The 18,741-nt window shown below is 60.9% G+C and carries 16 protein-coding genes and 2 pseudogenes; 8 read left to right on the top strand and 10 right to left on the bottom strand.

Annotated elements, in window-relative coordinates:
* Nucleotides 1-324: 324 nt before the first annotated feature.
* Both N554_RS40215 and N554_RS0123165 read left to right on the top strand, forming a co-directional pair.
* Nucleotides 325-495 carry a hypothetical protein gene (locus N554_RS40215; protein ID WP_156042051.1) on the top strand — a complete coding sequence of 57 codons (171 nt, stop codon included), beginning with the start codon at nt 325-327 and terminating at the stop codon, nt 493-495.
* Between the two features lie 164 nt (nt 496-659).
* On the top strand, nt 660-833 hold the full coding sequence (locus N554_RS0123165; RefSeq protein ID WP_081851370.1) for a PepSY domain-containing protein: 174 nt from the start codon (nt 660-662) through the stop codon (nt 831-833).
* Between the two features lie 342 nt (nt 834-1,175).
* On the opposite strand, the gene N554_RS0123160 is transcribed toward N554_RS0123165, so the two are convergent.
* Nucleotides 1,176-1,532: an Mth938-like domain-containing protein gene (locus N554_RS0123160; protein ID WP_029585679.1), complete on the bottom strand. Its 357-nt coding sequence runs from the start codon at nt 1,530-1,532 to the stop codon at nt 1,176-1,178.
* 124 nt (nt 1,533-1,656) lie between these two features.
* Nucleotides 1,657-2,844 carry a 6-phosphofructokinase gene (locus tag N554_RS0123155; protein ID WP_029585678.1) on the bottom strand — a complete coding sequence of 396 codons (1,188 nt, stop codon included), beginning with the start codon at nt 2,842-2,844 and terminating at the stop codon, nt 1,657-1,659.
* 100 nt (nt 2,845-2,944) lie between these two features.
* On the opposite strand from N554_RS0123155, the pseudogene N554_RS42190 reads away from it, so the two are divergent.
* A pseudogene (locus tag N554_RS42190) lies at nt 2,945-3,196 on the top strand (fructose 1,6-bisphosphatase); the annotation flags it as partial.
* Nucleotides 3,197-3,483: 287 nt separating this feature from the next.
* On the opposite strand, the gene N554_RS0123150 reads toward N554_RS42190, so the two are convergent.
* Complete coding sequence (locus N554_RS0123150) at nt 3,484-4,014, bottom strand: dihydrofolate reductase family protein (RefSeq protein ID WP_029585677.1); 531 nt, start codon at nt 4,012-4,014, stop codon at nt 3,484-3,486.
* 1,119 nt (nt 4,015-5,133) lie between these two features.
* Between N554_RS0123150 and N554_RS42185 the strand changes: the two genes are divergently transcribed.
* Complete coding sequence (locus tag N554_RS42185) at nt 5,134-5,325, top strand: hypothetical protein (protein WP_036053866.1); 192 nt, start codon at nt 5,134-5,136, stop codon at nt 5,323-5,325.
* Entirely contained in the window at nt 5,322-5,531 is a 210-nt protein-coding gene (locus N554_RS0123140; RefSeq protein WP_029585676.1) for a hypothetical protein, read from the top strand. Before N554_RS42185 ends, N554_RS0123140 begins: the two co-directional genes overlap by 4 nt.
* Nucleotides 5,532-5,761: 230 nt before the next feature.
* Here N554_RS0123140 and N554_RS0123135 read toward each other — a convergent pair whose 3' ends face one another.
* The 3 genes from N554_RS0123135 to N554_RS0123125 are packed head-to-tail and all read right to left on the bottom strand — an operon-like array spanning nt 5,762 to nt 11,620.
* Nucleotides 5,762-9,193, bottom strand: a complete 3,432-nt coding sequence (locus N554_RS0123135) for an error-prone DNA polymerase (protein WP_029585675.1) — start codon at nt 9,191-9,193, stop codon at nt 5,762-5,764.
* Nucleotides 9,190-10,845, bottom strand: a complete 1,656-nt coding sequence (locus N554_RS36270) for a Y-family DNA polymerase (protein WP_036053862.1) — start codon at nt 10,843-10,845, stop codon at nt 9,190-9,192. The genes N554_RS0123135 and N554_RS36270 overlap by 4 nt, the downstream gene beginning before the upstream one ends.
* Complete coding sequence (locus N554_RS0123125; RefSeq protein ID WP_051677648.1) at nt 10,736-11,620, bottom strand: ImuA family protein; 885 nt, start codon at nt 11,618-11,620, stop codon at nt 10,736-10,738. The genes N554_RS36270 and N554_RS0123125 overlap by 110 nt, the downstream gene beginning before the upstream one ends.
* Before the next feature lie 281 nt (nt 11,621-11,901).
* On the opposite strand from N554_RS0123125, the pseudogene N554_RS0123120 reads away from it, so the two are divergent.
* Nucleotides 11,902-12,549 (top strand): annotated as a pseudogene (locus tag N554_RS0123120) (UdgX family uracil-DNA binding protein); the annotation flags it as partial.
* A 151-nt stretch (nt 12,550-12,700) separates the two neighbouring features.
* Here N554_RS0123120 and N554_RS0123115 read toward each other — a convergent pair.
* Entirely contained in the window at nt 12,701-13,204 is a 504-nt protein-coding gene (locus N554_RS0123115) for a YciE/YciF ferroxidase family protein (protein ID WP_029585672.1), read from the bottom strand.
* 205 nt (nt 13,205-13,409) lie between these two features.
* The gene (locus N554_RS0123110; RefSeq protein ID WP_029585671.1) at nt 13,410-14,582 is read right to left on the bottom strand and encodes a M20 aminoacylase family protein; all 1,173 of its coding nucleotides are present in this window, start codon (nt 14,580-14,582) and stop codon (nt 13,410-13,412) included.
* A 139-nt stretch (nt 14,583-14,721) separates the two neighbouring features.
* Here N554_RS0123110 and N554_RS0123105 point away from each other — a divergent pair, with 139 nt between their 5' ends.
* Nucleotides 14,722-16,350 carry a GMC family oxidoreductase gene (locus N554_RS0123105; RefSeq protein WP_029585670.1) on the top strand — a complete coding sequence of 543 codons (1,629 nt, stop codon included), beginning with the start codon at nt 14,722-14,724 and terminating at the stop codon, nt 16,348-16,350.
* Entirely contained in the window at nt 16,347-17,270 is a 924-nt protein-coding gene (locus N554_RS0123100; RefSeq protein WP_029585669.1) for an alpha/beta fold hydrolase, read from the top strand. Before N554_RS0123105 ends, N554_RS0123100 begins: the two co-directional genes overlap by 4 nt.
* Here N554_RS0123100 and N554_RS0123095 read toward each other — a convergent pair.
* Together N554_RS0123095 and N554_RS0123090 are read right to left on the bottom strand one after the other, a co-directional pair.
* Nucleotides 17,245-17,721 carry a hypothetical protein gene (locus N554_RS0123095; protein WP_156042050.1) on the bottom strand — a complete coding sequence of 159 codons (477 nt, stop codon included), beginning with the start codon at nt 17,719-17,721 and terminating at the stop codon, nt 17,245-17,247. The two genes, N554_RS0123100 and N554_RS0123095, sit on opposite strands and share 26 nt — an antisense overlap.
* A 475-nt stretch (nt 17,722-18,196) precedes the next feature.
* A complete protein-coding gene (locus tag N554_RS0123090) occupies nt 18,197-18,649 on the bottom strand; it encodes an ester cyclase (protein ID WP_029585667.1) in 453 nt (150 codons plus the stop codon).
* Nucleotides 18,650-18,741 lie beyond the last annotated feature (92 nt).

Genomic DNA, 18,741 nt, shown 5'->3' with positions numbered 1-18,741 from the left:
TCGAGGTAGCTTGATCGGTCAGCAGTGATAGTGATGGCGAAGGAATACGCCAAAAAGCTCACCCAGCTTATCCATCTTGTAATTCGCAAAACCAACCACGCCACAAATGCTCCGCTTTTCATGACTGGTCTCCCTCTGAGCACGGCTCCTGTCTTGCCAAAGTTTACCGTTAAGTAGGCTACACCTTCGGGGATTATCTCAATTCCCGTCAGGCCGGTCCGATGTTATGATTTCTATAGCGTCGGCGTGTTGACACCGAGCGCTCTAGCAAAACCTTCCCCCGCCTGCCGTGTGCGGGCGGGGCTTTTCTGCCGGAGTTGGACGATGGTGAAGGAAACCAAATTCTTCCGTAAGCAGGCGGACAAGGCTGAGCGCATGGCGCGATCCGCTGCCGACGTCGAAATCTCGCAACGATACCTGAATATGGCGCAAGCCTATCGCAGTCAGGCTCAGTTTTTGAAGGCCAAGAAAAAGGCTCAGAAGAAACAGCGCTAACGGCCTCATTTCGGTTTCCCCGGAACCTTCACCTTCCGGGCTAGGTTGGTCGTTGTACATAAAGGGAGGTTCGCCATAAAAAAACTAGCGTCTGTTGTTTTCGCCGTGGCCCTTTCAGGGGTTCGCTAAACCTGGCAAGGGCCGATCAGCCGGGGCCAGACTGGATGCCCGCCCAGCAAGTAATCGAGCAGGTTCTCAAGTCGGGCTATACGCAGGTTACCAAGCTTGAAGCCGATGACGGTCGATGGGAAGGCGAAGGCATTAAGAACGGCCAGAAGATGGACTTTCACGCCGATCCGAAGACCGGCGTAATCACGTCCGAAAAGGTCGACGACTAAGAGCGTCGGGGCCGCCTCAGTTGACGGCCTCCTTCTATCCAAACGTAAGCGCAACGTCGCCTATTGGCACGTTTGAGACATGCCGACGGTCTCTGAAAATTTCTGCTAATCGGGGTAGACTGGAAGTGATCGGTGCACGGTCAAAATGACGCGAATGACCCAAAGCCGACTCTCGTGTCCCGCTCTGCTCACCTCAGTGCAACGCGGTCAGGACCTCTTGCGGACCTGGACGATGGTGGTTTCCGCCACCGGTCAGCACGCACGACCGTGCGACCAATCGATGTTCTCAAGCGCTCTCGGGCTCTTGCTGATGTGCCGCAGCGCAGTCGCGGCCGGCCCGATTTAGCAGGTAATGTGAAAAAGGCCGACCTTCTTCGCATGCGAGTTGTTGAACGTATGAATCGCCTTGGGGGTCGGCTGCAACAGGACCGTGCAGCCCTTGTTCGCAAAATACGTCTCAGCTTCCGGCGATAGGTGCACATTGCCCATCTGGCCCGAGCCAAGAATTAGCTGCTCGCATCCGTCCTCATAGATGAACTTCGCTTCGTCTTTCGAGAGGACATGCGAGGTGCCGTAGTACTTCTTCGACAGCTTTTTCTTCCGCCTTGCCACTTCGCCGGACAGACGAATGATCACGTCGTGTTCATAGGTCTTTCCGTCAATCGTGATGGTGCCGAATGTAGTGCGTTCGATCTCCATGGCCTGACCCCTTCATGATCTCGGCACGAGGCCCTGACTCCGCGTCGGCAGACCCATCTGGCCGGGCACTACTTCAGTGGCTGCCCCATAGGGGACGTTCTTTGGGGGTTACCCACCTGCCACCCTATGACGCGCGGTTGAGAAAGATCGGCAGCCCGCGCTTGTTGGCGTAGATGGGACGGTAGCGCTCCGTGTTGTATGTGCTGGCGACGTCCAACTTGCGCGGCCCGAGCTTGGCGTCGGGGATGGGCACGAGCTCGTAGCGGCCCTCCACCAGCGCCGACATGAGGCCGGTCTTGCCTTCCAGGATGGCATCGTAGGCCATGTTACCGAAAGTCAGGGCTACGAGCTTGTCGATGAAATCCGGATCGCCCGATCGCAGGTCGTAGGTGAGGTCGGAGGTGATCGTCTCCTCGCCGGCGCGCCGCTTGATCTCGTCGGCAAGCGATTCGGCCACGTTGGCCTTTTTGCGATGACCGTAGGGGTCAGGTTCGCCATATTCCTGCGGCTTGTAGCCTTCCCACTCGGCGCCCTCGCTGAGCACAATCAGCGCGTAGTTGCTTGGGTTGGCGCGCTTCTCCTCGAGAAGCACCTGGATCAGTTTGTCGAGATTGACCTTGTACTCCGGTATGATGCACCGTATCGAGGTGGCGTACGCAGTGTAGAGCGCGGTAAATCCGGCATCGCGGCCAAAGACGCGGAAAATGCCGATGCGCTCGTGCGAGCCGACAGTGGTGCGCTGCCGCTGGATGGCATCGCTGGCGCGGGTGATCGCGGTCGAGAAGCCGATGCAGTATTCGGTGTTGCGGACGTCGTTGTCCATCGTCTTCGGGATGGCGATGATCTTGACGCCGAGTTCGTTGAGCTTGGCCGCATAACTGAGCGTGTCGTCGCCGCCGATAGCGATCAGGTGTTCGATGCCCAGCCCCGAGAGGTTCGCCAGCACCTGCCCGGTGAGATCCCATGTCTTGGTTTCGATGCCGCCCCTAGTACTCAGGGAAACTGGAAAGTCCTTGCCGACGAAATGATCGGGCAGCTTTTGCATTTTGGACGGATTGGTGCGACTCGAGTGCAGCACGGTCCCGCCGCGCCGATCGATGGTACGAGTGTTCTCTCGGTTCAGCGGGATGATGTAGTGGGACCTGCTGGTCGGGTCCTCGAGATTCAGGTGCGTGAGGGCCTCCCAACCGCGGCGGAGACCGACAACCTCGATGTCGTTCTCACTGCCGCGATAAGTCACGCTCTTGATGACTGCGTTGAGGCCGGAGACGTCGCCGCCGCCCGTGAGAATCCCGATGCGTTTTCTCGCCAAGCCCACCTCCCAGCATTGCCATGTCGCAATACGCACAGCGTAGCGTTCTTTACTCGGCCGCTTCCGGCTTGCGCTCCTCGCGGAGTCCTCTACCGATTTCTTCGACAACCCGGCGTGGGACGAAGTCCGCCGGCGCGCCCAGCGCAAGGCAATCGAGATGCGCAGCCAGGGCTGGTCTGGCGCCGCGATGCTGCCCTATTCCGAGCTGGAGTATGGTGGCGTCCGCGACACCGTGTCCGCACGAGTGAGCCTCATGAGCATTCCCTCCGACCAGCGCAACTCAGCGCCTCGGCCTCGGCGCTTGCTGCACCGGGGACGACGGCGCTGCTTATTCGCGGAACAGAACCTCTGATGTTCCGTTAAGTTCCGCAAATGCCCTTCTTTCTCGAAAAGCTCGGGCTCATCCGGTAGCCGGGATCATCGACCACCGTAAAGATCATGCCAGAAGCGACAGGATAACTGGTTCATGCCCGCCATTTGCTGCGGTGCACGAGTCCGGACAAAACTGCCCTGGCATCTCATCCAGAAAATTTCCGTTGTTGAGGGATAAACGGACGCGGCGCGGACGTCGCTGACCCGACGCGATTGACCCAAAGCGGACCTGACGCGTCGGCGCGATCCGTCGGGCGAGTTGCGTGATTAGGCAGGAACATACGTCAACCTGATCGCGTCCTCGCCGATTAACTCGCTGGCCACAAGGCGGAGCGGCGGCCGGGGGCCAGCGAAGAATGGCTTGCCGCGACCAAGCACAACGGGGCGGAAGTAGAGTCGATACTCATCAATAAGACCAAGGTCGGTTAAGCTTCGTGCTAGGTCTGGTCCGCCAACTTGAATCTCCCCAACGAGCTGAGCCTTCAGCCCGCGTATCACCGCCTCGACGTCGTCCTCGACAAGTGTGGCGTTGGGGCCGACTGACTTCAACGAGCGCGACACGACCCACTTCGGTTGGCTTCGCCACGCCGCCGCGAAGTCGCGTTGCTCCGCGCCCCACTCAGGACGGTCTTCGTCCCAATAGCGCATGACCTCGTACATGCGGCGACCGTACACAGTGCCGGTCAGGTCGCGCACTTGCTCGTAGAAGTGACGAAAGAGCGAGGGACCAGGCGCAAATTCCAGGTGGTCGACGTAGCCGTCCAGGGACTGGTTCAATCCGAAAACGAGCTTCGCCATGCTACAAAATCTCCATCCAGGTTCTTCAGAATAGCTTGAGCCGCCGTTAGCGTAAGTGAGGTTGGGCACAAACTGCGCGCCGCTTTGTGATCGGTGTGACGAATAACCAGAGGTCCGCTAACCACCCTTCTGCGACCTCGGGCGATGTCCGCTTTTCCGCCGCTGTTGGAGGGTGAGCGGACATCAGTCGGCCTGCCGCTTAATGAGTACACGGCCTAAGTCAGAGTGAATTCGGACATCTTCATTTCGTTCTTAATACGCAACAGTCGTATGTCGCTTATTGGCACTTTTGCGAAGTGGCGGGCGGCTCTGAACTTGTCTGCTTTTCGGGTAGACCGGAAATGATCTGCGCACGGTCAGAACGTCGCGATTGACCCCTTGTGTAAGTGGTCGGCTTTAAGGGCGAGCACCATAAACCTTCGTATCGTTCCGTGACCCCTTTAGATGCCCGACGATTACCTACGTCCAATTGAGCCGCTGATTGCGATCGTCGTAGGCTGCATGCGTTGGAAAAGCAGACAGGCTCATGAAGTGCGACGGTGAAAAAAGATGATCGACGAACAGCGACGACAATATCAAAAGGAGACTACAATGCCCAACTGCTCCACAAATCTTGGATCTGGCAGAGCCACGCGATGCGCTGTCTGTGATGGTAAGTTCGGTCTCGTCCGGCACTACTCGTGGCGAACCCCGCTTTGTTCTATGACGTTCCAGATCTTACGACGAGGCAAGGAATATCTAGAAACATTACAGACTTTGCTCCGCGCTGCCCAAACCATGACCGACTCAGTGATTGCTGGTCAGCTTAAGGCCCTTGCCGACGACTACCAGCGGCGAGCTGAGAAAGCTTCGCATGTTGCGGTCAAAGCATCCGCTCGATCGGCTGCTGGCGCTGAACGCGAGTGGCGTACATGACCTGATGGGCAGCTTCACAGCCCACCCTGCGGGAGGCGTGCTTTAGTGACGTTGGATGCCCAGCGCGCGGCCCGGTCACGAGCTTTTTATTCCTTCGTTACCGCCGGCAGAGCTTCAAATTTGGGGCTGAGATACTAGATCAGGATGGAATGATTGTTGTCATCTGATAGTGGACTCGTTCTCTAACTAATGTTTGGAGCGAATATGGGCGAGGTTATTCGATTTATCTCAAAGTCTGAGCGCGAGCGAGCCCGCCTAATTCGAGTAGCCCGCGCGATATATGACAGCATCTTCCCGCCGGCTGATCCAGTCAGCGGGCAGCAGGACAAGGCACCGACAAATCATACTGTCAGCGGCGCCAATGCCCATCGCCGCGACGGGGTTCTGCTATCGTGATCAAGATCGTCGCCGTGCTCTGCAGTCTCTCCTCACCGGCAAATTGCCACCAGCAGACCGTCACCACCTCAGACTTCGCTGACGTCTCGATGCAGTCCTGCCTGATGGGTGCGCCGCAGCTCGCCGAGTGGATGAAGCAGCATCCGGCCGAGCGCCTTGCGGCATGGCGCTGCGTGCTCGGCAAACAGGAAGGCAAGGGAGCTTAGGGTGAAAAGCAGCTTCCCCGGACGCTTTGAACCATTTAATCACAATGGCTGCTATTGCTGACTGGGACCGTTCGATAGTCACCAGGGCCAGCTGATCGAGTAAGTCCTTTTTTGCGGTGCATGAGTCCGGAAGTGGCACGCTTTTCGGACCTGCCGCGATGTCCGACTTGAGTCCGTAATGCGTACGAAAGCAGACGTCCACCAGTGCAATCGATTTATAAGCTCACGCCCTAATGGAAATCCCGCGACCGCGGCAGGATGCGTACGTTGCGCGGATGGCGGATTTTCTGGGCCGGATTATCCGGATGTTGACGGCGGTCGTCATGCAGCGGTTCGACCAGCGCCGGGCCTGCCGGCACAGCATGCTTTCGGCTGAGCGCGTCATTGGCGAGATTAACGAGATCGCCGGAGCGATCGAACAATCGCTCGGCGACCAGATGCGTCACCTGTTCCGGACTGCTCTGAATATGTCCTTCGACCAGCACCAGCCGGGCGCCCATCACCTCCTTGCGAAAGCGCTCCATGACCTTCGGCCACACCACGATATTGGCGATGCCGGTTTCGTCGTCCAGCGTCATGAAGACGACGCCCTTGGCGCTGCCCGGGCGCTGCCGCACCAGCACCACGCCGGCGCAACGGACGTATTGCTTGTCGCGGTCATGACAGACGCCGTCGCAGGCAATGACGCCTTCCCCGGCAAACATCGGCCGCAAGAATTCCATCGGATGGCCCTTCAGCGACAGCCGGATGGTTTGATAGTCGGCCACCACTTGCTCCGGCAGCGGCATCAGCGGCAAGGGCTGCGTGTTCTCATCCGGCTGCTCGCGCGCGGTGGAAAATTCGAACAGCGGCAGCGGCACGTCATCCGGCAGCCGCCGCACCGCCCACAGCGCGGCGCGGCGGTCGAGCCCGATGGAACGAAACGCATCGGCATCCGCCAGCAGGATCAGCGCGCGCTTGGGCAATGCGGTGTCGCGAGCGAAATCTTCCAGCGAGGTAAAGGGGCGCCGCCGGCGGGCGGCGACGATGCGCTCGGCCCAATCGGTCACACTCTCTCGGCCGTCATTCCGGGGCACGCGAAGCGTGAACCCGGAATCTCGAGATTCCGGGTTCGTCGCTGACGCGACACCCCGGAATGACGACTGAATTTGCTTCAACCGCTCCTCGTCCGGATCGACCCATCTGAACCCGTCGATCTGGCGAAAGCCGAGCCGCACGGCGTGATACGTCCCGCTTTTTTCCTCCAGCGTATTCTGCGCGTAACTGAAGGAGACATCGATCGCGCGCACCTCAACGCCGTTCTTGCGCGCATCGCCGACGATCTGCGCCGGCGCATAAAATCCCATCGGCTGAGAATTCAACAACCCGCAGCAAAACGCATCGGGATGGAAACGCTTCAGCCATGACGAGACATAGACGAGTTGCGCGAAACTCGCGGCATGGCTCTCGGGAAAACCGTAGCTGCCGAATCCCTTGATCTGATCGAAGCAGCTTTTCGCGAACTCGGGATCGTAGCCGCGCGCGATCATGTTGTTGATCAGCTTGGATTCGAATTTGCCGATGGTGCCGACGTTGCGAAACGTCGCCATCGCGCGGCGCAACCCGTTGGCCTCCTCAGGGGTAAACTTCGCGGCCTCGATGGCGATCCGCATCGCCTGTTCCTGGAATAGCGGCACGCCAAGAGTCTTGTGCAGAACCCTGCGCAATTCATCCTTGTCGCCATGCGCTGATGATGGCGACGGGTAGCTCACCTTCTCCTGGCCATTCCGCCGCCGGAGATAAGGATGCACCATGTCACCCTGAATCGGTCCCGGTCGGACAATGGCAACCTCGATGACGAGATCATAAAACGTACGCGGCTTCAGGCGCGGCAGCATATTCATCTGCGCACGGCTCTCGACCTGGAATACGCCAAGCGACTCGCCTTTTTGCAGCATTTGATAAACTTCGTCGTCATCCTTTGACTTGATATCGGCCAGCTCGTAACGCTCGCCCTTGTGCCGTTCGATCAGGTCGAAACTTTTGCGGATGCAGGTCAGCATGCCCAGCGCCAGCACATCGACTTTCATCATGTTCAGCGCATCGACATCGTCCTTGTCCCATTCGATGAAGGTGCGGTCGTCCATCGCCGCATTGCCGATCGGCACGTAGGTATCGAGCCGGTCCTGCGTCAGCACATAGCCGCCGACGTGCTGCGACAGATGCCGCGGGAATTCGATCAATTCGCCCGCAAGTTCGACGGCAAGCTCGATCATGGGATTTTTCGGATCGAGCCCGGCCTGCCTGACCTGCATTTCAATGAGGCCCTCGCCCCAGCTTCCCCAGACCGTATCTGCCAGCGCAGCCGTCACATCTTCCGTCAGCCCCAGCGCCTTTCCGACATCGCGGATCGCGCTGCGCGGCCGGTAGTGGATCACGGTCGCGATGATAGCGGCGCGGTGGCGGCCATATCTTTTGTAGACATATTGCATCACCTCCTCGCGCCGCGAATGCTCGAAATCGACGTCGATATCGGGCGGCTCAAGACGCTCTTTGGAAATAAAGCGCTCGAACAGCAGATCGACCTTGGTCGGATCCACAGAAGTAATGTCGAGCACGTAGCAAACAGCTGAATTCGCCGCCGATCCCCGGCCCTGGCAGAGGATTTTTTGCTCGCGCGCATAACGGACGATATCGTGCACGGTCAGAAAATAATGCGCGTATCTGAGCTTCCTGATCAGGCGCAGTTCCTTGCGCAGAACCTTTTTGGTTTTAGGTGAAATCCGCACCGGGAATCTTTTGTGCGCCCCCTGCCAGGTCAGATCTTCCAGATGACGCTGTGCGGTCTTGCCGGGCGGCACCGGCTCGTCGGGATACTGGTATTTGAGTTGAGCAAGCGAAAAATGGATGCGGCCGGCAAACCGCATGGTTTCCGCGATCGCTTCGGGCACATCGCGAAACAACCGCGCCATTTCATCCGCAGGCTTGAGATAGCGTTCCGCATTGGCTTCAAGACGTTTGCCGATGGCATCGATGGTGGTCTTCTCGCGAATGCAGGTCAGAACATCCTGCAAGCGGCGGCGCGCGGGATGGTGATACAGCACCTCGTTGGTCGCCAGCAGCGGCACGGTGGCGGTTACGGCAATGCGCTGGAGCCGCGCAAGCCGGCGCCTGTCATCGCCGCGGTACAAGAGGCTCGCTGCAAGCCACACGCCGTCCGCGCGGCTGCGCTGCAATCGATCGAGAACCTGAAGCGCTTTCTCCGTCTCGAAGCGATGCGGCAGCATCAAAGCCAGAAGCTGCCCTTCGGCGAATTCCAGGAGGTCATCGAGCTTTAAATGGCATTCGCCTTTCTCGGTATCGTCCCCTCGCTTGCCGCGGGTCAGCAACCGGCACAGCCGGCCGTAAGCAGCGCGGTCGCGCGGATAGACTAGAACGTCCGGCGTATCATCCATAAAGACCAGGCGCGAGCCGATCAGAAGTTTTGGTTTGTATTTGACATCAGGGTTTTCGAGTTCGCTGTAAGCCCGCACGACGCCTGCCAGCGTGTTATGGTCGGCAATGCCGATGACGGGAAGACGAAGCTCGCTCGCCTGATGCACATAGGCTTGCGGGTGCGATCCTCCGCGCAGGAACGAAAAATTCGTCGTAATTCCGATTTCGGCATAGACCGGAGTATTCATGCGAACAGTCCGTGCATGAACCAATGCGGCTGAACGATTTCTCCCGCGCGCGGCTCGATCTCCCGATCGTAAAGTCCGTCGCGATACAGCCAGAACCGCAAGCCGGCCTCGTCCTCGACGCGAAAATAATCGCGCGTCAGCCTCTCGCCTTGCGATTGCCACCACTCCATGGCGATCCGCTCGGGGCCTTCGGCGCGGACCACGGCATGGGTGGCGCGGCGCCAGACAAACCGGGCGGGCGGGCCATCCGGCACCTGCGCGATGACCTTGATTTCCTCCGGCCGCTCGAACAGCCGCAAGGGCCGTAACGGCGGCTCCCCCTCCACCCGCGCCGGCCAGACCGCCTGCGCTGCCGCAGCAAGATGATGCTGCGCCGGCGCCGTCAGCACCGCGCGCTCCGGAATATGGGTGTCTTGCGGCAGGTGCACGGCCACGCGCCGACCGCCGATGCGCGCGGCGATGCGGTCGATCAATGCCGCCAGTTCGTCATTGTCGTGCACATTGGCATCGAGATCGCGCTGCTGCTGCACGACGATTTCGGTGCGGCTGGCGGACAGGCGAATGAGATCGAATCCGAAACCGGGATCGAGCGGATCGCTCAAGGCCTCGAGCCGCTCGCCAAACAGGCGGTCGATCACCTCGCTTTTGGTCACGGGTTGTCCGGTGTCGACAATGATCGTGCGCACCGCGCCGTCGGTGCGAAAGAAACCGGCTTCCAGCCGCCGTGCGCCCTTGCCTTGCTGCGCCATCGCCGCGACCAGCATCTCCGCCAGCCTGGATAATGTTGCGGAGATCACCCCATCGGTCGCCACCGGCTCGGCGAAACGCTTCTCCACGATGTAATCCGGCAGCGGCTTGCGCGGGCTGATCGGCGCATCGCTTTGTCCCAGCGCCTGTTCGAGCAGGGTGGTGAAGCCGGCGCCGAATCTTGCCGTGATTTCATGACGCGCACGGGAGGCGACATCGCCGATGGTTTTCAGCCCGGCGCGGCGCAAGCCCGTGATGATCGCATCGTCAGTGCCCAGCGCGGACACCGGCAGCGGCCTCATCGCATCGACTTCCTCGCCAGCACGGACGATGCGGCCATGGACATGACGGGTCATCGTCCGCGCGCACACCGAGGTGCCGGCGATGGCGGCGCTGACGGTAAAACCTTGCGCGGTCAACACGTCGCACACCAGCCGCATCATCGCGGCCTCGCCGCCGAACAAATGGACACAGCCGGTGATGTCGAGGAACAGGCCATGCGGAGAGTCGAGCGCCACCAGCGGCGTGAAGCGATCGCACCATTCGGCAATGGCATTCAGCGTCTTGGCATCCGCAGCTTCATCGGCATCGAACACTTGCAATTGTGGACAGATGGCACGGGCATTGGCGAGCGGCAGGCCGACCGCAAGGCCAAGACGCGCGGCCGCGTCGTCGAGGGCAAAAATCTGCAGCGCGTTGTTTTGCCTGGCGACGACAATGCTGGGATGATTGTTGGAGTTCTGTTGTGACGCGTTTTCTTCACGCGAACCGGTGCCCACTTCGCTTGCAAACGCTTTAGCTGGCGTGACGTTGCTGCGCCAAGGCTGACGTTTGATACGGTCGATGGGCAGGCGCGGCAGCCACAGGCTGAGGATACGCCGCCGGCTTACTGAAAAGGCACTCATCACATTTCCATTCCATGATCCACCGCCCAACAGGGCCATGACGGTTGCGGACAAGTTCCGCGTCAAACACCGGCGCGCCCCAGGCGCTCCAGGGCGCCGCAGGCCCTAAAGACGCCGCAGGCATTAAAGACGCCGCAGGCCCTAACGGCGCCGGCGGCGAATGCGCCGCGCGCACGATCCATCTTGTCTCCGCCGTCGAGGGCGACGGCTCGGCCGCCAGCCGCAGCAACAGGCCGGTGACGCCCGACGCTTGGGCTGCCAGCGTCAGCTTGCGGCTGGCGACGAGATCGAGCGGTCGCGCTTCGCCCCAGACTTCCAGCACGACGGCGCCAAGCGCGTCGCAGGCGAACGCGTCGGCGGCGGTCCGCAACGCGGTGTCCACATCCGCGGCATGCACCGTCACCAAGAGGCGCGGGTCGAGACCGAGTTCGGCCAATCCGCTCATCGACAGCGCGCCGGTTTCAATTTCGGTGAAATCCTGACGCACCCAAACCAGCGGCCGCCGCGCCGCCGCCCGCCCCGCAAGGCCTGCGACAAAGCCCGTCGCCGCCGCACTTTGCCGGCCCGCCTCGGCGAACACTTCATGCACCGCACCCACGGCGAGGCCGCCCTGCAGCGTCGCATCCGCGTCGGCATGGCCGAGCGCCACCCTGCCTGGCGTATAGGCATCGCCATGCGCCTCGATGCGTTCGATGCTGCCGCGCAGGGTCGTAAGCGTGCTCGTGCGTGCGGCGCATGATCCGCCAAAGTGTGTGCGGTTTGGCGACCAGATCATGCGCTTTTTCCATAAATTGAGCGCGCGATCGGACGCAAAACCGGCTTCCGCTTTTGCTGATCGCGCGCTCGCATGCGCCGCTCCCTTCTGGAAGTGTGGGCCTCGCCGGCTCCCAGAGAACTCGCGGCCGGCTCATTTGTTCATGATATGTTCTAATATAAAGCTAACATCCCCTGAGGAGTCAATCGGGATCCAGGGTTATGTTTTTCGCAAGCAATCCCAATGAGATCGAGGGAACCTGAGTGCCCTGCCCGCATTGAGCCCCGGCGGACAACGATATTCGGCGATTGGAAACGCCCATGCCAACTGCGTCACGCAGGTCCGGCACCAGCCTCGAAATCCTGCGCGAGGAAGCCAGCAACTGCCGCGCCTGCCCTCTCTGGAAAGGCGCAACGCAGACTGTGTTCGGCGAAGGTCCGCAAACCGCGCAAATCATGCTGGTCGGCGAACAGCCTGGCGACAAGGAAGACCTTGCCGGCAAACCGTTCGTGGGACCGGCCGGGCTGATGCTCGACCGCGCCCTGGTAGAAGCAGGCGTCGATCGCAACAAGGTCTACGTCACCAACGCCGTAAAACATTTCAAATTCGTGCCGCGCGGAAAAGTCCGCCTGCACCAGAAGCCGAGTACATCGGAGATCAAAGCGTGCCGGCAATGGTACGAACGCGAACTGGCCTCGCTCAAACCCGTGCTGGTGGTGGCAATGGGGGCTACCGCGGCGCAATGCGTGTTTGGAAAGATCACGCCGATCAACAAAAATCGCGGACGCCTGATCGATCTCGAGGATGAGATCAAGGCGCTGGTGACGGTGCACCCATCCTATCTGTTGCGGCTGCCTGATGCCGACGCCAAGGCGCAGGAATACAAGCGCTTCGTCGATGATCTCAGGATCGCCGCTGACCTCTTGAGAAAGTCGGCCCGCGCGGCGTAAGTCGTCTGGACGCGTGCCCCGGATGCTGCGCAAACGCCGCCAGCGGCGTGATGCGCTGCTGATCCGGGGTGCATTTTTATTTAACGACCAATGAATCCGGGCTCGGCGCAGCGCGAAGGGGCGCTGCGCCGCGTCCGGGCCAAGAAAGAAATCAAGCCGCCGCGGCGAGGTTCACGGAAGCTTCCGCGAGCGACGTCAGCGCTTCGTCGGTTTTCTTCTCCTCCTGCAGGGTCTCGTCCAGCAGCCGAACGGTGTCGTTCATGCCGAGTTGCTGTGCCCACTGTTTCAGGGTGCCATAGCGCGAGATTTCGTAGTGCTCGACGGCCTGCGCCGCTGCCAGCATGCCGGCATCGAGCGCCTCGGAGCCTTTGTACTCCTCCATGATCTCCTTGCCCTCGTCGAGGAGGCCCTGGATCGCGTCGCAGGTCTTGCCGCGCGCGGGTTTGTCGATCATTTCGAAAATCTGCTCAAGACGCCCGACCTGATCTTCGGTCTCGCCGTGATGTTTCTCAAACGCGGCGCGCAGCTTGTCGGAGTGTGCGGCCTTCGCCATCTTCGGCAGCGCCCTCAAGATCTGCTTTTCGGCGTAATAGACGTCCTTCAGCGTATCGAGGAAGAGGTCGTTGAGGTCCTTGTCTTTTTCCTTTGCGGCCATGGCGCACTCCATTGGTGGGATTTAAGGGACGTTTGTCGCCTCTCAACGCCACCTGACGTGCAATGTTCCGACAATAATCCAAAGCGGTCTCTCGCTGCCGCTCGTGGTGTGCGGATGCCCGGAGATAGGCTGCGATCTGGCGTTGCTGAAAATGTTCCGGGATACCAGGCCGCCGGAAGAGAGCCGGTAAAGGCGGCCGTCAGCCTCACGCCGCCAGCGTGTTCTCGACCAGCTTGATCCAGTACGACGTGCCGTAAACGATCGCGTCGTCGTTAAAGTTGTAGGCGGGATGATGCAGGCCTTTGCTGTCGCCGTTGCCGCAGAAAATGAACGCGCCCGGCCGCTGTTCCAGCATATAGGCGAAATCCTCGGCGCCCATCAGCGGCGGCATCTCGTGGACGTTGGCCTCGCCGGCAATTTCCTTTGCCGCCCGGGTTGCGACATCGGTTTGCGAGACATGGTTGACCACCACTGGATAGCCGCGTTGGTATTCCAGATCGATCTTGGCGCCCGTGATCTGCGCCACGCCCGCGACCACCTCGCGCACCCGCTTCTCGATCAGTTCCCTCACTTCTTCGGTTAACGTGCGCACGGTGCCTTTCAGCTCGGCGGTTTGCGGGATCACATTGCGCGCATTGCCGGCGTGGAATTCGCAGATCGAAATAACCGCCGAATCCAGGGGATCGACGCTACGCGACACGATGGACTGCAAGGCCGTGACCAGCTGCGCGCCGACCATGACGGAATCGATGCATTTGTGCGGACGCGCCGCATGCCCGCCCAGTCCTTCGATCCGGATGTCGATGGAATCGGTTGCGGCCATGATCGGACCCGAGCGGATCGCGAACGAGCCGACCGGAATGCCCGGACCATTGTGCATGCCATAGACCTGGTCGATGGCGAAGCGATCCATCAGCCCGTCCTTGATCATCGCAACAGCGCCGGCGCCGCCCTCTTCCGCGGGCTGAAAGATCACGACCGCCTCGCCCGCGAAATTCCGGGTCTCGGCGAGATACCGGGCCGCGCCGAGCAGCATTGCGGTATGCCCGTCATGGCCGCAGGCGTGCATCTTGCCCGGCACCTTGGAAGCGTAAGCGAGATTGGTCTCTTCCTTGATCGGCAGCGCATCCATGTCGGCGCGCAGCCCGATCACCTTGATGTCGCCGTTGGCCGCAGGCTTTCGGCCCTTGATGACGCCGACGACGCCGGTGCGGCCCAAACCGGTCGCAACCTCGTCGCAGCCAAATTCCCGCAACCTGTCCGCGACGAATGCTGCAGTGCGATGCACGTCGTACATCAACTCGGGATGTTCATGGATATTCTGGCGCCAAGCCTGGATATCGGGTTGCAGATCGGCGACGCGGTTAACGATGGGCATGGGCATTCTCGGTCCGGTTGAACACTCTTACCTGTCTAGCACGCAGCCGCGATCCGCCCAACACTCTCCGGCGCTGTACAGCGGGCGATGGCAACGCTATGGGCTCTAGCGCCCAAGACCGGTTCAGCGGTGATGATTTATGAAGCAGATTGAAGGTGATTTCGACTACATCGTCGTCGGCGCAGGCACCGCCGGCTGCATCGTCGCCAACCGGCTGTCGGCTGATCCCGCCAAGCGCGTGCTGATCCTGGAGGCCGGCGGCAGCGACAACTGGATCTGGTTTCACATCCCGGTCGGCTATCTCTTCGCAATCGGCAATCCCCGTTCGGACTGGATGTTCAAAACCGAACCCGAAGCCGGCCTCAACGGCCGCTCGCTGGCCTATCCCCGCGGCAAGGTGATCGGCGGCTCGTCCGCCATCAACGCCATGATCTCGATGCGCGGACAGGCCGCCGACTACGACCACTGGCGTCAGCTCGGCCTCTCGGGTTGGGGCTGGGATGAGGTAAAGCCCGCGTTCCGGCGGCTAGAGGATCATTTTCTTGGCGAGAGCGAGCATCATGGCGCAGGCGGCGGCTGGCGCATCGAAGCGCCGCGGCTGTCCTGGACCATTCTGGATGCGGTCGGCACCGCGGCGGAAGAAATGGGTATCCGCAAAATTCCGGACTTCAACACCGGGGACAATGAGGGCGTCGGCTATTTCCACGTCAACCAGAAGCGCGGACGCCGCTGGTCTGCCGCGCGAGGGTTCCTCAAGCACGCGCTGAAGCGTCCCAATCTGCGTCTGGAAAAGCACGTGCTGGTCGATCGGCTGATCGTCGAGCAAGGGCGCGCCGTCGGCGTGCGCTTTGTCAGGGGCGGCGAAGTTGTCGAGGCCCGTGCCAGGGGCGAAGTGATCCTGTGCGCCGGCTCGATCGGGTCGACGCAGGTGCTGCATCGCTCCGGCATTGGTCCGGCGGACTGGCTGGCGCCGCTCGGGATTGACATCGCGCTCGACCGGCAAGGCGTCGGGCGGAACCTGCAGGACCATCTGCAGCAACGCGCGATCTACAGGGTCGAAGGCGTTCGCACGCTCAACGAGACCTACTATTCGCTGGCCCGGCGCGGCCTGATGGGCCTCGACTACGCGTTTCGCCGCCGTGGGCCGCTGACCATGGCGCCGTCGCAGCTCGGCATTTTCACGCGCTCGGATCCGCACCGCGAGCGCGCCAACATCCAGTTCCACGTGCAGCCGCTGTCGCTCGATAAGTTCGGCGATCCCCTGCACCGCTTCCCCGCGATCACGGTGAGCGCCTGCAATCTGCAGCCGACGTCGCGCGGCACGGTGCGGATTCGCTCGGCGCAGGCCGACGAGCCGCCTGCGATCGCGCCGAACTATCTGTCGACCGGCGAAGACCGCGAGGTCGCCGCCGACGCCATCCGCGCTACGCGGCGGCTGATGAAGCAACCGGCGCTGGCACCGTATCGTCCGGAAGAGTTTCTGCCCGGGCCATCGGTCGGCGACGACGATGCGTCGCTGGCGAAAGCCGCCGGCGATATCGGCACCACGATTTTCCACCCTGTCGGCACCGCCAAGATGGGCACGGCCAACGACCCGATGGCGGTTGTCGATGAACGGTTGCGCTTTCATGGCCTTGCAGGCCTGCGCGTGGTCGACGCTTCTATCATGCCGACGATCACCTCGGGTAATACCAACACACCGACCGCGATGATAGCGGAGAAAGGCGCGGCGATGATTCTCGAGGATGCGCGCGGTCTCGTTTCATGACGGACCGGCAGCGAGTTTGGGTCGAACACGCCGGTGCCCGGATCGCGCTTGCCCGCTGGGGCGAGCCGGATTCGCGCAAGCCGCCTGCGCTTCTCGTGCACGGCACGAGCTTCGTCGGCGAGATCTGGGACGAGGTCGCGAGCGTGCTCGCCTCCAGATACACGGTCTATGCGCTCGACCGCCGGGGTCACGGCGCCAGCCACAAGCCGGCCACCGACCGATATCACTTCGTGGATTTCGCGATGGATGTGTGTGCGGTGGTCGAGGCGCTCGATCTCTCTGAGATCTTCGGCATCGGCCACAGCGCCGGGGCCACCGACCTTATGCTCGCCGCAAAGTTGCTTCCCCGGCGCTTCTCGCGTCTGTTCGTGATGGAGCCGACCGTCATGGATCCACGGGCGGACCGGAATGCGGCCTCAGGGTTGAGCGACAAAGCAGCGGCCTCGGCGCAAGGAGTGTTGCGCCGCCAGGCAGAGTTTGAAAGTGCTGCGGCTGCATTCCAACGCTTTCGCATGGCGCCCGCATTTGCGGATTGGTCCGAGGGCGCGCTCTGGACCTATGTGCGGCACGGTTTCGAGCCGCTGCCTGACGGCCGGGTGCGGCTGCGCTGCAGGCCGGAGATCGAAGCAGCGATGCTGCTGCCGATCTTCGAGGCGATGGAGCAGGTCTACACCGGAGACCACCGCGGTAATCCCTTTGGCTGGCTGTCTGAGATTGGTTGTCCCGTGCGTGTTGCCACCGCCGAACGGTCCTGGCCGATCTACAAGGAGATGTCGGCGCGCGCCGCCGCGCTGATTCCGGCCGCGAGCCAGTGGACGTTCGACGGTGTCGGTCACTGTGTTGCGCAGGAAGCGCCTGCACTCGTGCTCCAGGCTCTGGAGGCGTTCGAGAGATCTACGGACCCCTCGCGTCTGATTTGAGCCTTCGATGCGCGTCTAGGCTCACGACACGGCCGTCAATCCATTCATCCGCGCGCTGCGGCAGCGCTGGCTGTCGACGCATCGCTTCGCGCCAGGCAGGATCATGCGCAACTTCGCACAATTCCGCGATCTCTAGAGCTGCGACATCATTCGAATTAACGGAGGAAGAGCCAAAATGGATTTCGTCAATACGGCGAATGACGAGGCGTGAATTACCAGGGCCAACCGCAGCCAATAGAGCCAATCGTCTCAGTCCGACGCTTGCCTGCCCCCAATGCTCGATCAGCGGACCCCAACTGCCTCTGTCCTTGAGGATGCCGTTGAGCACGCCGGAAATGGGGGCCTCGAACGAAAGTGCGCCGAGGCTCTCAACAACGTCGATCACGCGTAGCCCGATCGGGAGCTGGACGAGCAATCCCGTTTTCCAGTCGTCAAATCGCACGAGCTTCATCTTGTCCTCCGTTATCGATTGATGTTCCCGCAATATAATCAGGAGGGGACGCAGCGAATCTCGATTGCTGTCTTCGAATCGAAACGGGCGGTCCGAGCGCTGCAATCGAAACAGTGCTGGAAGCGATCGCTGTTGCCTGCAGTTCCAACGCTACACGTGAGTGCGCGCGGGTTGTCGCAGATCCAGAATCCGAGAGTTAGGTCATTTCCCGATCTGCTACACCATATCGTCTCCCAGATTAATAGGGCGGCACGAGTCACGCACTCCGATCCTTGCTTTGCTATCGGCGATTGTTTTGGACCGAGGAAATGGTCGACAATGCCCGGCGCCGCCATGAAGAAAATGGCGACTAGCGCACGAGCGGCTCGGTGCGTTCGCAAACACACGCTGATCCGACGACTGTAGGTCGCTTGTTCCACATAAAGTAAGGCGGCACTTCGGAGAGTGCCGCCTCTAATCGATTCCACCCGATGAATTACGCCGCCGTCTTGATAAGACCGAGTTGCGTCAAGGCCGAAACGCCGTCATCGAGACCGATCTCCTCAACGATTTGGCCGTCCTTGAGTTTGAGCACGGTTGTTCCGGTGAACTTCATCTTGCGACCGGTGTTGGCGGGCAGTGATCCCATCAAGAAATCGTTGAATGCAGGCCCAGTGTGCGTACCGCCACCTTCCCAACGGCCGACGACGTAGTCGCCCTCCGCTATCAAGTCGGCGGCGCCCCAGAAGTTGAGATCCGGGAAGGCTTGCCGGAAGTCGGTCATGAAGGCCTTTATGTCGTCGCGACCGCGGCGGGGTTCGTGAAGCGAGTACTGCAACAGCATGTCGGGTGACGCGAGTTCGTCCACGATGCTCAGATTGCAGGTCTTTCCCCAAAAATCCGTGAACCAACGACCCACGATCGCCTTATTGTCACTTTCCTTCGACATATCGACATCTCCTATACTGGTTATTCTCAGTCCGATTTAGGGACGCGTGGACAGTAAGATTGGATCCTAGCGCCGGCACTCCGTTTGTTGTC

Origin of the sequence: Bradyrhizobium sp. URHD0069, from assembly GCF_000701345.1 — a bacterium.
In the GTDB taxonomy this organism is placed as follows: Bacteria; Pseudomonadota; Alphaproteobacteria; order Rhizobiales; family Xanthobacteraceae; genus Bradyrhizobium.
The sequence above is the reverse complement of the archived record's forward strand: the minus strand, read 5'-3'. Positions and strand labels throughout refer to the sequence as shown.

Bases quoted from the DNA above. Each gene is read 5' to 3' on its own strand.
- N554_RS40215 (WP_156042051.1), top strand. From the start codon at position 325: ATGGTGAAGGAAACCAAATTCTTCCGTAAGCAGGCGGACAAGGCTGAG.
- N554_RS0123165 (WP_081851370.1), top strand. From the start codon at position 660: ATGCCCGCCCAGCAAGTAATCGAGCAGGTTCTCAAGTCGGGCTATACG.
- N554_RS0123160 (WP_029585679.1), bottom strand. From the start codon at position 1,532: ATGGAGATCGAACGCACTACATTCGGCACCATCACGATTGACGGAAAG.
- N554_RS0123150 (WP_029585677.1), bottom strand. From the start codon at position 4,014: ATGGCGAAGCTCGTTTTCGGATTGAACCAGTCCCTGGACGGCTACGTC.
- N554_RS42185 (WP_036053866.1), top strand. From the start codon at position 5,134: ATGGGCGAGGTTATTCGATTTATCTCAAAGTCTGAGCGCGAGCGAGCC.
- N554_RS0123135 (WP_029585675.1), bottom strand. From the start codon at position 9,193: ATGAATACTCCGGTCTATGCCGAAATCGGAATTACGACGAATTTTTCG.
- N554_RS36270 (WP_036053862.1), bottom strand. From the start codon at position 10,845: ATGAGTGCCTTTTCAGTAAGCCGGCGGCGTATCCTCAGCCTGTGGCTG.
- N554_RS0123125 (WP_051677648.1), bottom strand. From the start codon at position 11,620: ATGATCTGGTCGCCAAACCGCACACACTTTGGCGGATCATGCGCCGCA.
- N554_RS0123115 (WP_029585672.1), bottom strand. From the start codon at position 13,204: ATGGCCGCAAAGGAAAAAGACAAGGACCTCAACGACCTCTTCCTCGAT.
- N554_RS0123110 (WP_029585671.1), bottom strand. From the start codon at position 14,582: ATGCCCATCGTTAACCGCGTCGCCGATCTGCAACCCGATATCCAGGCT.
- N554_RS0123105 (WP_029585670.1), top strand. From the start codon at position 14,722: ATGAAGCAGATTGAAGGTGATTTCGACTACATCGTCGTCGGCGCAGGC.
- N554_RS0123100 (WP_029585669.1), top strand. From the start codon at position 16,347: ATGACGGACCGGCAGCGAGTTTGGGTCGAACACGCCGGTGCCCGGATC.
- N554_RS0123095 (WP_156042050.1), bottom strand. From the start codon at position 17,721: ATGAAGCTCGTGCGATTTGACGACTGGAAAACGGGATTGCTCGTCCAG.
- N554_RS0123090 (WP_029585667.1), bottom strand. From the start codon at position 18,649: ATGTCGAAGGAAAGTGACAATAAGGCGATCGTGGGTCGTTGGTTCACG.